Source organism: Neglectibacter sp. X4 (assembly GCF_009917365.1).
In the GTDB taxonomy this organism is placed as follows: domain Bacteria; phylum Bacillota; class Clostridia; order Oscillospirales; family Acutalibacteraceae; genus Acutalibacter.
On the sequence record NZ_QWLE01000002.1, the window covers coordinates 20993 to 34206 of the forward strand.

General features: G+C 58.2%; 12 protein-coding genes. 4 read left to right on the forward strand and 8 right to left on the reverse strand.

Features of this window, described 5'->3' with window-relative positions:
* Positions 1–51 precede the first annotated feature (51 nt).
* The 3 genes from nifU to nifS form a co-directional block, all read right to left on the reverse strand.
* Positions 52–483, reverse strand: coding sequence for a Fe-S cluster assembly scaffold protein NifU (nifU, locus tag D1841_RS02180; protein ID WP_160641766.1), 432 nt, complete (start codon positions 481–483; stop codon positions 52–54).
* A 106-nt stretch (positions 484–589) separates the two neighbouring features.
* Positions 590–904, reverse strand: a complete 315-nt coding sequence (locus tag D1841_RS02185; protein ID WP_160641767.1) for a hypothetical protein — start codon at positions 902–904, stop codon at positions 590–592.
* Positions 905–921: 17 nt separating this feature from the next.
* Positions 922–2124, reverse strand: coding sequence for a cysteine desulfurase NifS (gene nifS, locus D1841_RS02190; protein ID WP_160641768.1), 1203 nt, complete (start codon positions 2122–2124; stop codon positions 922–924).
* A 290-nt stretch (positions 2125–2414) separates the two neighbouring features.
* Between nifS and ilvD the strand changes: the two genes are divergently transcribed.
* The 3 genes from ilvD (at position 2415) to D1841_RS02205 (ending at position 5938) form a co-directional block, all read left to right on the forward strand.
* Positions 2415–4160: a dihydroxy-acid dehydratase gene (gene ilvD / locus D1841_RS02195; RefSeq protein ID WP_347563932.1), complete on the forward strand. Its 1746-nt coding sequence runs from the start codon at positions 2415–2417 to the stop codon at positions 4158–4160.
* A 19-nt stretch (positions 4161–4179) separates the two neighbouring features.
* A complete protein-coding gene (eda, locus tag D1841_RS02200) occupies positions 4180–4833 on the forward strand; it encodes a bifunctional 4-hydroxy-2-oxoglutarate aldolase/2-dehydro-3-deoxy-phosphogluconate aldolase (protein ID WP_160641770.1) in 654 nt (217 codons plus the stop codon).
* Positions 4834–5062: 229 nt separating this feature from the next.
* Positions 5063–5938, forward strand: coding sequence for an aldose 1-epimerase family protein (locus D1841_RS02205; RefSeq protein WP_160641772.1), 876 nt, complete (start codon positions 5063–5065; stop codon positions 5936–5938).
* Positions 5939–5940: 2 nt separating this feature from the next.
* Here the strand turns inward: D1841_RS02205 and D1841_RS02210 are convergent, their stop codons facing one another.
* The 5 genes from D1841_RS02210 to D1841_RS02230 all read right to left on the reverse strand — a co-directional run bounded on the left by D1841_RS02210 (position 5941) and on the right by D1841_RS02230 (position 11336).
* Positions 5941–6819: a sensor histidine kinase KdpD gene (locus D1841_RS02210; protein ID WP_160641773.1), complete on the reverse strand. Its 879-nt coding sequence runs from the start codon at positions 6817–6819 to the stop codon at positions 5941–5943.
* Positions 6820–6988: 169 nt separating this feature from the next.
* Positions 6989–7828: a hypothetical protein gene (locus D1841_RS02215; protein WP_160641774.1), complete on the reverse strand. Its 840-nt coding sequence runs from the start codon at positions 7826–7828 to the stop codon at positions 6989–6991.
* Positions 7829–7990: 162 nt separating this feature from the next.
* Positions 7991–8824, reverse strand: coding sequence for an ABC transporter permease subunit (locus D1841_RS02220; protein WP_160641775.1), 834 nt, complete (start codon positions 8822–8824; stop codon positions 7991–7993).
* A complete protein-coding gene (locus tag D1841_RS02225; RefSeq protein WP_160641792.1) occupies positions 8817–9731 on the reverse strand; it encodes an ATP-binding cassette domain-containing protein in 915 nt (304 codons plus the stop codon). Before D1841_RS02225 ends, D1841_RS02220 begins: the two co-directional genes overlap by 8 nt.
* Before the next feature lie 201 nt (positions 9732–9932).
* The gene (locus D1841_RS02230) at positions 9933–11336 is read right to left on the reverse strand and encodes an MATE family efflux transporter (protein WP_160641776.1); all 1404 of its coding nucleotides are present in this window, start codon (positions 11334–11336) and stop codon (positions 9933–9935) included.
* 329 nt (positions 11337–11665) lie between these two features.
* Here D1841_RS02230 and D1841_RS02235 point away from each other — a divergent pair, with 329 nt between their 5' ends.
* Positions 11666–13147, forward strand: coding sequence for a DUF1846 domain-containing protein (locus D1841_RS02235; protein WP_160641793.1), 1482 nt, complete (start codon positions 11666–11668; stop codon positions 13145–13147).
* Positions 13148–13214 lie beyond the last annotated feature (67 nt).

A 13214-nucleotide genomic window follows, 5' to 3' on the forward strand; every position in this document is an offset into this window, starting at 1 on the left:
AAAATGGCCTGAACCGGGAAGTGGTTCAGGCCATGATTCGTTCCGGCAGCGTTACGCGTCGCAGGCGCAGTGGTCACACTCGGTCAGTTCCCCCACAATGGGCAGGGGATCAATGCCCTGGCGGGTGTAATAGTCTGCCACAGCTGCCTTGATGGCCTGCTCTGCCAATACGGAGCAGTGTACCTTTACCGGGGGCAGGCCGTCTAAAGCCTCCATAACGGCCTTGTTGGTAAGCTTTAAGGCCTGGTCAATGGTTTTGCCCTTGATCATCTCTGTTGCCATGCTGCTGGTGGCAATGGCCGCGCCGCACCCGAAGGTCATAAAGGAAACGTCTGTGATGGTGTTCCCCTCCACCTTGATATACATGCGCATAATGTCCCCGCATTTGGGGTTGCCAACCTCGCCCACCCCGCTGTATTCCTTCATTTCCCCCACGTTGCGGGGATTGGAGAAATGCTCCATTACCTTTGCACTGTATGCCATATGAGGTCATCCTTTCTTTTCGATTTTCCGTATTTTTCTGGAAAGCTTTATTTCTCTTTGAAATTCCCTGCGCCCCTGGAAGAACAGGTTCACCAGAAACGGCTTCTTAATATCTCCGGAAGCGCTTCTGCTTTATCATCACGATGGTTCTGTCCTCTTCCACCAGCCCGTCCCGGGGAGCTGGGGCGGCTTCCCGCAGGGCCACGCGGTTTGCCTGGGTTTTGTTCCCAGGCCGCACTGCCTGCCACACCAGCAGCCCCACCAGCACCGGGGCGCTGAGGATGGGTATCAGGAAGAGGATCCGGAGCAAGGGGGGCATTCCCCCTGCCATAGTTATGAACATGATGCCGATGCCGGAGGAGGCCAGTGTGGCCAGGAAGGCCAGCCCCCGCAGAAGCGCACGTGCGCGTCTTGGGTTCATGCGTTTCATCGTATCACCTACATATATTCGTCATAGCTGACCTGCCCCTTCTGGATGGAGTCCCACAAGGGGGACATGGCCCGCAGGCGCTGGATGATGGGGGGGATGACCTCCAGGAGATAGTCAACATCCTCCATGGTGTTGTAGTCCCCAAAGCTTAGCCGCAGGGATCCGTGGGCCACCCCGTGAGGCAGGCCGATGGCTAAAAGCACATGGCTGGGGTCTAAGGATCCGCTGGTGCAGGCAGAGCCGGAGGAGGCGGACACCCCCTGCATGTCCAGCATCAGCAGCAGGGATTCCCCCTCCACCCCCTGGAAGCAGAAGTGGACGTTGCCGGGGAGCCGGTGCTCCCGGTGGCCGTTTAAGCGGCTGCGCTCTATTTTCAAAAGCCCGTCGATGAGCTTGTCCCGCATGGGGGTAAGCCGGGCAATGCGCTGGTCTATGGTGGAGCAGGCCTCCTCCATAGCGGCGGCAAGGCCCGCGATTTCTGCCACGTTTTCTGTGCCGCCCCGCTTGCCACGCTCCTGGGCGCCGCCGTCCAGCAGGTTCTGAAGCTGCGTGCCCAGCCGGACATACAGCGCCCCCACGCCCTTAGGCCCATGGAGCTTGTGCCCGCTTAAGGACAGCATGTCAATGTGCTGGGCCTTTACGTCGATGTGGACGTTGCCCACAGCCTGCACCGCGTCTGTGTGGAAGGGCACCCCATGCTTCTGGCAGATCTCCCCGATTTCCGGGATGGGCTGGATGGTGCCGATTTCGTTATTGGCGTACATAATGGTAACAAGGGCCGTTTTGTCCGTTATGGCGGCCTCCACCTCCTCCGGGCGCACCAGGCCGTCCTTGTGCACAGGCAGGTAGGTGACGGCAAAGCCCTCCTTTTCCAAAGCCTGGCAGGTGTGCAGCACCGCGTGGTGCTCAAAGGCGGAGGTGATGATGTGGTTTTTGCCATGTTTTTTAAGCTGGGCCTTTGCGCAGCCTTTGATGGCCCAGTTGTCGCTTTCTGTGCCGCAGCTTGTGAAGAAAATCTCGTTGGGCTTTGCGCCCAGGCATTTGGCTACTGTCTCCCGGGCCTGTTCCAGCTTTGCCTTGGCCTCCTGCCCCAGCCCGTACAGGCTGGAGGGGTTGCCGTAAACTTCTTTATAAAACGGAAGCATCGCCTCCAGAACCTGCGGGGAAACAGCAGTGGTAGCGGCGTTGTCCGCGTATACCTTTCTGCCCATGAAAAATCATCCTTTCCTGAAAAGTGGGCGGGAACCCGATGAAGCAAGGATAGTGTGCCCGCCTGGGTTTAATATACACCTTTTTAGTATACATTTCAATACCTGAACGCATTCTTCCAAGATTTTTTACAATCCTCCCTGTATTTCCCAGCAAACATTTGGCTGGTTGCACAAAGCGGAGCGGGAATAAACTGGCAGAATAAACAATTGTATTGTGGGAAATGCCATGGTATCCTGATAAGAGGAAATTTTCTATTTAGAAACCATACCTGGAAAGGACGATTGCCATGCTGATAAGCCAGAAAATGCGCACCCTTGCCCCGGAGCTGGATCCCCTCCGGCTGGGCACCGGCTGGAAGCCGGAGGATCTCCCCAAGCCCCAGATTTTTGTGGAGAGCACCTTTGGGGACAGCCACCCAGGCTCTGGCCACCTGGACAAGCTGGTGGAGGCTGTGCGGGAGGGTGTCGCCGCCGCGGGGGGCTATGGTGCCCGGTACTTCTGCACGGACATCTGCGACGGGGAAAGCCAGGGCACTGACGGCATAAACTTCTCCCTTTGCAGCCGCGAGATGATTGCCAACATGATTGAGATACAGGCAAACGCCACCCCCTTTGACGCCGGGGTGTACCTGGCAAGCTGCGACAAGGGAATGCCCGGGAACCTGATGGGCATGGCCCGGGTGAACATCCCCTCTGTGGTGGTGGCGGGAGGCGCCATGGCGGCAGGTCCGGAGCTTCTGACCCTGGAGCAGCTTGGCATGTACAGCGCTATGTACCAGCGGGGGGAAATTGACGAGGCGAAGTTTAACTGGGCCAAGGAGAACGCCTGCCCAAGCTGCGGGGCCTGCTCCTTTATCGGCACAGCCTCTACCATGCAGATTATGGCGGAGGCCCTGGGGCTGTCCCTGCCGGGCAGCGCCCTGCTGCCTGCCACAAGCCCCGACCTGCTGGAATATGCCCGGCGGGCAGGGGCCTTGGCTGTGAAGCTGGCCTGCTCGGAAAACATGCGGCCCCGGGACATTGTGACCATGGACAGCTTTGAAAACGCCATTTTGGTCCATGCCGCCATTTCCGGCTCTACCAACTGCCTGCTGCACCTGCCGGCTATAGCCCATGAATATGGCCTCACCATTACAGGGGATACCTTTGACAGGCTTCACCGGGGGGCGAGATACCTGCTGGACGTGCGGCCCGCCGGGCGCTGGCCCGCCGAGTTCTTCTACTATGCCGGCGGCGTGCCCGCCATTATGGAGGAGATTAAGGGCCATCTGCACCTGGACGCCATGACGGTTACAGGGAAAACCCTGGGGGAGAACCTGGAGGATCTGAAGCGGGACGGCTTTTATGAGCGCTGCCAGAAATGGCTGGAGGAGGCCAACCGGAAATACGGCATCAGCATACAGAAGGAAGATGTTATCCGGCCCTACGGCAAAGCCCTGGGCTGTGACGGCTCTATTGCCATTTTAAAGGGGAACCTGGCCCCGGAGGGCGCGGTTATCAAGCATACCGCCTGCCCCAAGGAGATGTTCTCCGCCGTTTTAAACGCCCGCCCCTTTGACAGCGAGGAAGAATGCATTGACGCGGTGCTGCACCGCCGGGTGAAGCCCGGGGACGCGGTGTTTATCCGCTATGAGGGGCCGAAAGGCTCCGGTATGCCGGAGATGTTCTACACCTCCGAGGCCATTTCCTCTGACAAGGAACTGGGCCGCAGCATTGCCCTGATTACGGACGGGCGGTTCTCCGGGGCCTCTACCGGGCCTGTTATCGGCCACTGCAGCCCTGAAGCCCAGGCCGGCGGGCCTATTGCCCTGGTGGAGGAAGGGGACTTGATTGAGCTGGACGTGGAGAAGCGCATCCTCGCCATTGTGGGGGTGAAGGGGGAGCGCAAAACCCCGGAGGAGATGGAGGAAATATTGGCAGAGCGCAAAAAGCACTGGGCGCCGAAGCCTGCGAAATACCAGTCCGGGGTGCTGCGCCTGTTCTCAGAGCTGGCAGAATCTCCCATGAAGGGCGCGTACCTTTCATTTGGGGAGTAACGAAAAGGAGGGGAAAGCTATGCATAGAATAAATGAACAGATTGCCGCTATCGGCATTGTGCCGGTGATTAAGCTTACAAACCCGGAGCGAGACGCGGTCCCCCTGGCAAAGGCATTGTGCGCGGGAGGCGTGGCTGTGGCGGAGGTGACCTTCCGGGCGGCCGGGGCTGAAAGAGCCATCCGCCTGATGAAGGAGGCCTGCCCGGACATGCTGGTGGGGGCTGGCACAGTGACCACAACAGGGCATATTGACAAGGCCCTGGCGGCTGGGGGGCAGTTTATCGTCACCCCTGGCTTTGACCCGGAGCTGGTGGCCTATGCAAAGGAAAAGGGCGTGCCCATCTATCCCGGCTGCACCACCCCCACGGACTACCATGCCGCTTTGAAATTCGGCCTGGAGGTGATTAAGTTTTTCCCGGCGGAGCAGTCTGGGGGCCTGGCGAAAATTAAGGCCATGAGCGCCCCCTTCCCCCAGTTTAAGGTGATGCCCACCGGGGGCATTTCCCTGGGGAATCTGGAGGCCTACAGCGCCTGCCCCTGCATCTGCGCCTGCGGCGGCTCTTACATGGTGACGGCGGAGCTGATTGAAAACGGCAGGTGGGAGGAAATTACCCAGCTTTGCAGGCGCTCCCGGGAGATTGTGGAGGGGGCCAGGAAGGGAAAGGCGGTTTAAGAGCCTGTATTCACAACCTATAACCACCGTCTAAGCGGCCTTTTTGAAGCCACTCTATGTTAAATTTTCTTGCAAGGCGACAGCCTTGCTGCGAACATTTGCCTTGATTGGCTTCAAAAATTCCCGCTCATCCGGCAATTTCGATTATGAATACAGGTTCTAAGAGCCTGTTTGAAAAATATAGAGAAAGGAACGGTGCGGGGAATCCTGTACCGCATGGCGGCTTTTTATGATATTTACCATTAAGAATGACAAGTTTACAGCAAAGGTGGACACCCTGGGGGCGCAGATTATCTCCCTGGAGGACGCGCAGGGCCGGGAGCTTTTGTGGACAGGGGATCCGGCCTACTGGCGGGAGCATGCCCCTGTGCTGTTCCCTATTGTGGGGGCCTTGCGGGATAACCGGGTGAAAATCAAGGACGCCTGGTTTGAAATGACCCGACACGGCTTTGCCAAGCACAAGGAATTTGATTTGGTGAGACGGGGGGAGGGGGACATCTTCCTCCGGCTTCAGGATGACGGGGACACAAAAAAAGCATATCCCTTCAGCTTCGCGCTGACGGTGGAATATGCTTTGACAGAGGAGGGCTATGCCACTGCCTTTACTGTGGAGAACACCGGGAAGGAGCCGCTGCCCTTTGCCATTGGCGGGCACCCGGGCTTTAACCTTCCTTTGGAGGACGGGGCGGAATTTGAGGACTACGTCCTCCGGTTTGAGCAGGAGGAAAGCCAGCAGTGCCCCACTGTCCGGATGGACACCGGGCTGCTGGACTATGAAACCCCGGGCTTTGCCCTGGAGGGCAGGGAGATCCCCCTGCGGCACAACCTGTTTTACCGGGATGCTTTGGTGTTTTCCGGCCTTAACTCCCATAAGGCGGCAATTGTGAACAAGAAAACAGGGAAGGGCATTGAGATGGACTTTGCCGGGTTCCCCATGCTGGGGGTGTGGTCTGCCCAGAACGACGGGCCTTACGTATGCTTGGAGCCTTGGACGGGCTGCGCCACCCTCACCACAGAGGGGGACGAGTTTACAGGGAAAAAGGGCATGATTACCCTTTCCCCCGGGGAGAAAACAGAGCGGCGGTTCACTGTACGGGTGATGTAATCTTATTCCGGGAAGGACAGCTCAATGCGCAGCCTGCCCTTTTCCCAGGAGGCGGTGATGGCACCGCCCATGCGCTCGGTGAGAAGCTTGGCGATGGAAAGCCCCAGGCCAGTGGAATCCCGCCCGGTTTCCACTGTGTAAAAGCGGTCGAAAAGCCGGGCGGCGGACACCGGGTTCAGCCCTGGCGCGGAATTTTCAAAAGTGGCCCTGCCGTCTTTGGTGAGGGCCGCTTTTAGATCCCCGCCGCTGTATTTCAGGGCATTGGAGAGGATATTGGAGAGCACCCGGCTAAGGGCCTCCCCGTCAAGCTGCCGGGGCACCGGCCCTTCCGGCAGGCTGATTTCCGGCGCAATGCCCCGCCCCTGGAAGGCCCCGTAAAAGGACACCAGGCTTTCCTCCAGCGCCCGGGAAAAATCGACGGGCTGAAGGCGCACAGGCTCTGCCGCCACCATGGAATAACGGAACAGCTCTTCTGTGAGGCGGCTCATGGCTTCCACCCGGCCCGCGATAAGGCCCAGGTATTTCCTGGCAAGGGCCGGGCTTTCCTCCCGCTCCAGCAGTTCCAGGTAGCCCCGGATGGCGGTGAGGGGGGTGCGCAGGTCGTGGGAGATATTGGTGACGGCTTCTTTCAGCTCCAAGTCCCCCTGCTGGTACTGCCGCCGTTTTTCCCGCAGCAGCGCAAGATCCCGGTTCAGCGCCGCCGCCAGCTTCCGCATGGCCTTGTCCCGGCTGGAAATGTCCACCAGGGTGTTTGTTTCCATGTCTTTGCGCTCTTTCAGGCCCTGCACCAGCTCCCGGGCGGCCTTGCGCATCAGCCGCACCTTGATTCCCAGCCCTGCCGCCACGCACCCCAGCACAGCCGCCAATATCCATCCTGCCATTCTTCCTACCTCCTAAGACCTTGGAGCTTTGCTCCAAACCTCACAAGCCTTTTTGGAAAAAGGCTTGACCTAAAAACTTACCGCACCCACACCGATGCTGGCCGGGGCTTTTGCGCCCGGCGCCCGGTGTGGGTGTGGTTTTGCTTTTTGTTGTTTTGCCCCCGCTGGGTCAGCGCAGGTCTTTCCGGTAAAAGCCCCGGACGCCTGCCAGGGTGGCAAGCGCCCCTGTCACCCCAGCGTTCAGGATGATGAGCCAGGGCTTTCCTGCGTCCAGGGAGGAGCACTGGAACACCATGCCGCCCAGGGTGTAATTGTAGAAAAATTCCAGCGCCGACCGATACGCGCCCTGGGGGCAGGCCGGGTTAATGGTCATCTCCCCGGTGGGCAGGGACAGGTTGTCCGTCCCTGAGGCGTACAGGGGTAAAAATTCCGGCGTGTGGAGAAGGAGGCTTACAAACCACCCCGCTATCACAAAGAGGAAGCCTGCCGCCAGGCCTATGGTCACGCCCCAGGCCTGGCTCTGTATCAGCATGGCAAGGGCCGTAAAAAACGCCGCCAGCGCCAGCAGCACTATCAGGGAGCACACAGCCAGGGCCAGCAGGTACCCCGGCTCCCGGCTCATCTCCGCCTCCGGTGCAAGGGCCAGGAAAAGCCCCAGATAGCACAGCAGGTATACCCCCGCAAACCACAGCGCCGCCATAAAGCTGACAAGCAGCGCGGAAAAATAGACCCTGCCCCGCCCGTGCCCCACGGCCGTTTTATTGCGCATGCCGCCGCAGCCGTACTCCCGGCCCAGGGTGATGGAGCAGAACACCGGCAGCACGATACTGGCTATCATCAGGCAGTTGAAGGCCCCGGAGTCCCAGGGAAAAGCAGCGTTCTTTTCGCGGCAGGCCTCCACGCCGTTCAGGACCATAAACCCCCCGCCCCAGGCCGCGAAGGCCGTCTCCGCCCAGAAGAGCCAGTCCCGGCAGATGCTTCGTGCCCAGGCACGTAAAATATTTCCCATAGCAGGTCATCCCCTTGCCGCAAAATTGCCCCTATGTGGGGCGCGTTTGACACGCACAACACCAACAGTGTTCGCGTTTGCCTGCATAAGCGCGGCACAACGTGCCGCAGCGCAAACTCGCCACCCGTTTCCCCGCGTCGAAGATGCAACGTTACGTTGCCCTCACTTTAGGTCTTTTCTGGCAAACAGCCCCAGGCCCGCAAAAATACTGGCAAGGCTTATCCCCAAATCACACAATGCAAAGCGCAAAGGGTTTGTGATTCCCATGCCCGCGCACTGTATCGCCTGGTTTACAGGCAGGAAGTCGTTGAGGAACTCATAGACGGCCCGCTTTATACCGGTCAGGTAGGCGGGGTTGGGGACGCTGTCATCGGCTATCTCCATACCGTTTTCTGTAAACGTCACCATGCCCTCATTCGTGGGCGGCTCCATTAAAGCGCCGTTTATCACAGTAGCGGCGACAAACAGCACCATGGGGATGATGAGGCATATGGTGGACGCGACAGCTTTATTGGGGCACAGCATACTCACCAGCACGTAAATGGACGTGACCGCGACGGCCACCAATATGCTGAGAAGCGCGGTCGTCAAAAAGGCCATGGCGGGCGCTTTCGCGGCGCCCAGCAGGAAGAGGGAGATTACTGTGGCGGGTACGGCAAAAGCCAGGCACAAAAGCAAAGTCCCTATGACGCACACCACCCAGTTGGACATATAGATCTCATTGCGGGTGCGGCCCACCATCATTTTGTTGCGGATGGTGCCGTCGCTGTAGTCTATGCCCAGGTACAGGCTGATGAACACCGCCGCCGCGATGCAGATAAACGGCGTATAATTAAAGACAAGGTCATCCGGCGCGAAAACCGTGTTATAGCGCAGGCTGTCAAAATATTGTGCCACCGGAAGATAGACGCCCAGCGCCGCCATGCCCCAAAAGCACACCCAAAAGGCCAAATCCTTTTTTAACCGGGCAAAGCCCGCGAATACCAGTTTATTCATGGTGGGCACCTCCTACCAGATTGATGAAATAGCTTTCCAAAGATTCGTCCCGCTCCTGCATGGAGAGCACCTGGCAGCCCTCCTGGTCCAGGGCCTTGATAAGCTGGGTGATGTTCAAGGGGTCGTACACGTCTGCCACGCTGTCGTTTACAATGCTGTATTTCAGCACCATGCTGTCCAGCACCCTCGATAGGGCCTTTGTGTCGCTGACAGTGAGGCGGGTGCATTTGCGGCAGGCAGCCTCCAGGTCTTCGGCGCTGATTTCCTTTACCATCCGGCCCTGGTCGATAAACCCATAGTGGGTGGCAAGGCGGGAAAGCTCGTCGAGAATGTGGCTGGAGATGAGGACGGTAATCTGCCGCTCCCGGTTCAGGCGCAGGATCAGCTCCCGCATTTCGATGATGCCCTGGGGGTCAAGGCCGTTGGTGGGTTCGTCCAGGACGAGGAAATCCGGATCCCCGGCTAAAGCCACGGCTATGCCCAGCCGCTGGCGCATGCCTAAGGAGAAATTCCGGGCCTTTTTCCTGCCTGTGTCCCCTAAGCCCACCAGCTCTAAAAGCTCTGGTATGCGGTCGAAGTCCGGCCTGCCCAGCACCAGGTGCTGCTCTTTTAGGTTTTCCTCCGCTGTCAGGTGCAGGTAGATGGAGGGGGTTTCCACCACCGCGCCCATGCGCCTGCGGGCCATGGTGATGTCCTTTGCACCGTTTTGCAGGCCGTACAGGGTATAGCTGCCCCCAGTGGGCCGCTGCAGGCCGCAGACCAGGCGGATGAGGGTGGTTTTCCCCGCGCCGTTTTTGCCTACAAAGCCGTATATGGAGCCTTTGGGCACATGGAGGGAGAAATTATCCAGGGCCTTGAAATGCTTATACTGTTTGGAAAGCCCCTGGGCTGTCAATACATATTCCATCATGCGTACCTCCTTTAGTATGGTGCCCCTATTGTACACCCAAAAGGTAAAGACAGCGGTAAAGAAAAGGGTAAAGATTTCGTAAAGATTCGGGGGGCATGGAGCCTTACCCTAAAAAAGTATAGCAAAAAGCCCTTGACAAAACAACAATAAAAAAGAAGGCGCAGGCTTTTTAGGCCTGTGTCTTCTTTTTTATGTTTCTTATTCCTTTTCCGTGTTGATAATAGACTTTTTCTTCCATTTGCCCATCTTATAGGCAATAGCTGTCAGCACCGCGCCGATAACCCAGGACAGCAGCAGGGAGAAGAACAGGGGCGTGGGCGCGCCGGAACCCATAGCGCCGCCCTCGGGCCGGGTGAGGAACTCCAGGCCGTAGGCGATGGGCACCCGGACGATAACGGTGGTGATGATGGAAATCCACATGGGGGTCATGGTGTCGCCTGCCCCGCGCATAACGCCGGAGAGAATCTGGGTGACAGCCATGGCCACATAGCCCACAGCCAGAGTGCGCAGCATCTGCTGGCCCAGATCAATGACCTCAGGCGTGGACGTGAACATCTCCATCAGGTACTTGCCAAAAAGCAGGATAAGCCCCACCAGGATGACAGACACCGCAAGGCCCACCTTCAGGCCGCCCTTGGTGCCCTCCTCCACCCGGTCTACCCGGTTTGCGCCGATGTTCTGCCCTGTGTATGTAGTCATGGCGGTGCCAAAGGTGAAGTTTGGCATCATGGCAAAGCCGTCCACGCGCATCACCACCGTATTGGCGGCGATAACGGCGGTGCCGAAGGAGTTGGTCAGGGACTGGATAATAATCATGGCAAAGGAGAAAATGGCCTGGGTCAGGCCGCTGGGCAGGCCAAGCTGCACCAGCTTTTTCACAAAAAGCCCCTTGGGACGCAGGGTGTGGAGGTTTACGGTAAGCACGTCCTTCATGCGCATCAGCCGCCACAGGCACAGTGCCCCGGAAACCGCCTGGGCGATAATGGTGGCCCAGGCAACGCCGGCAACCCCCATCTGGAAGCCTGCCACAAACCAGATGTCCAGTATGATGTTGAGCACGCAGGCCACAATGAGGAAAATAAGGGGCATGATGGAATCCCCCAGGCCCCGGAGAATGCCGGAAATAATGTTATAGTAGGCGCAGCCGATGATGCCCGCGAACAGAATCACCAGATAGGTGCAGGACATCTCATAGATATCCGCCGGGGTGTCCAGCAGGGCCATTACAGGCCGGGTGATCAGCGGCCCCAGCACCATGATAAAAATGGAGGAAACCAGGGTGGCTGTGATGGTGGTGCCTACGGTTTCGGAAAGGTTGTCCCGCTCCCCGGCGCCGTAATACTGGGACACCATAATGCTGGCGCCTACGGAAATGCCCATAAAAAGCACCAGCAGCAGGTTTAAAATAGGGCCGCTGGCCCCCACTGCCGCCAAAGCCCCGTCGCCTACATAATTTCCCACCACAATGGAGTCCACTGTGCTGTAAAGCTGCTGGGCCAGGTTGCCGATAAGCAGCGGCACTGAAAATTTCACAAGATTGCCCACCGGGCTGCCCTGGGTCATATCCTGCGCGCCGAACATAGATGACAATTTTCCTGCCATGCACATCATCCTTTCCAAAACGTTTTTGGGTTTTCCCACTCTCAAAAAATTCGTATCCTAACAATTATAGTGAATTGCGGGAAAAAAGTCAACGTGTGAAAAGTGATAAATTTCCCCCCGGGGCGCGTTGTGAAATGCCCACAAAAAGCTGCCCAAACCAGGGCCTGCCCATCTTGCGCGGCGGCCCGGAATGTGGTATACTATTGCAAGGCAACTGAGAACAAACGGTAAAAGGCCCCCGCCCGCCAGGCAGGGGGTTGGTTTTTTTGTTGCCGGCAAAAAAGGTGTAAAGCGGCAGGCAAACAGTGGAGAAAGGGGCAGTAATGAGGATGAAAACGGGGTTTGACAACGACAGATACCTGCAAACGCAGTCCCAGCATATCCGGGATCGCATCGAACGCTTTGGAGGGAAGCTGTACCTGGAGTTTGGGGGAAAGCTTTTTGACGACTACCACGCTTCCCGGGTGCTGCCGGGCTTTAAGCCGGACAGCAAAATCAACATGCTCCTGGAGCTGAAGGATCAGGCGGAGATTGTCATTGTGATAAACGCCTCTGACATTGAGAAAAACAAGGTGCGGGGGGATTTGGGCATCACCTACGATTTGGACGTGCTCCGGCTTATCGACGCCTTCCGGGAAATCGGCCTGTATGTGGGCAGCGTGGTGCTGGCCCAGTATGCCGCCCAGCCCGGCGCCCAGGCCTTCCAAAGCCGGCTGGAGGGGCTGGGGGTGAAGGTGTACCGGCACTACACCATCCCAGGCTATCCCTCCAATATCCCGCTGATTGTAAGCGGGGAGGGCTTTGGGAAAAATGAATATGTGGAGACAAGCCGCTCCCTGGTGGTGGTAACCGCCCCCGGCCCTGGCAGCGGGAAAATGGCCACCTGCTTAAGCCAGCTATACCATGAGCACCGCCGGGGCATTAAGGCTGGGTATGCGAAGTTTGAAACCTTCCCCATCTGGAACCTGCCCCTGACCCATCCTGTGAACCTGGCTTATGAGGCCGCCACCGCCGATCTCAACGACGTGAACATGATAGACCCCTTCCACCTGGAGGCTTACGGCGAAACCGCCGTCAACTACAACCGGGATATTGAGGTGTTCCCGGTGCTGAACGCCATCTTCGAGAAGATTGCCGGGGAGTCCCCCTATAAGTCCCCTACGGACATGGGGGTGAATATGGCGGGAAACTGCATTATAGACGATGGGGCCTGCTGCGAGGCCTCCCTGCAGGAAATCATCCGCCGCTATTACAGCGCCCGGTGCGATAAGCGCCAAGGCACCGGGGACGGGGAAGTGGTGTATAAAATCGAGCTGCTGATGAACCGGGCCGGTATTAAGCCGGAGGACAGGCCTGTGGTTACCGCCTGCATGGCCCGGGCCGGGGAAACCGGTATGCCTGCCGCCGCCATCAGCCTGCCGGACGGCCGGGTGGTTACAGGCAAAACCACGCCCCTGCTGGGGGCTGCTGCCGCCGCCCTCTTAAATGCCCTGAAGGAGCTGGGAGGCATTCAGAAGAACATCCACCTGATTTCCCCCATTATCATTGAGCCTATCCAGAAGCTGAAAACCCAGCACCTGGACAGCCGCAACCCCCGGCTGCACACAGACGAGATTTTAATCGCCCTGTCCATCTGCGCCGCCACCAACCCCACAGCAGAGCTTGCCATGCGGCAGCTTAAAAAGCTTCGCGGGTGCGAGGCCCACGCTTCGGTTATCCTCTCCCATGTGGATGAAACCGTCTTCCGCAAGCTGGGGGTGAACCTGACCTGCGAGCCGACTTACCAGACCAACAGGCTGTACCATAAATAAGGAAACCCAGAAGGCCGGAAGCTTTGCTTCCGGCTTTCTTTTCCGGCATTTTTGCAGGATTCTTATA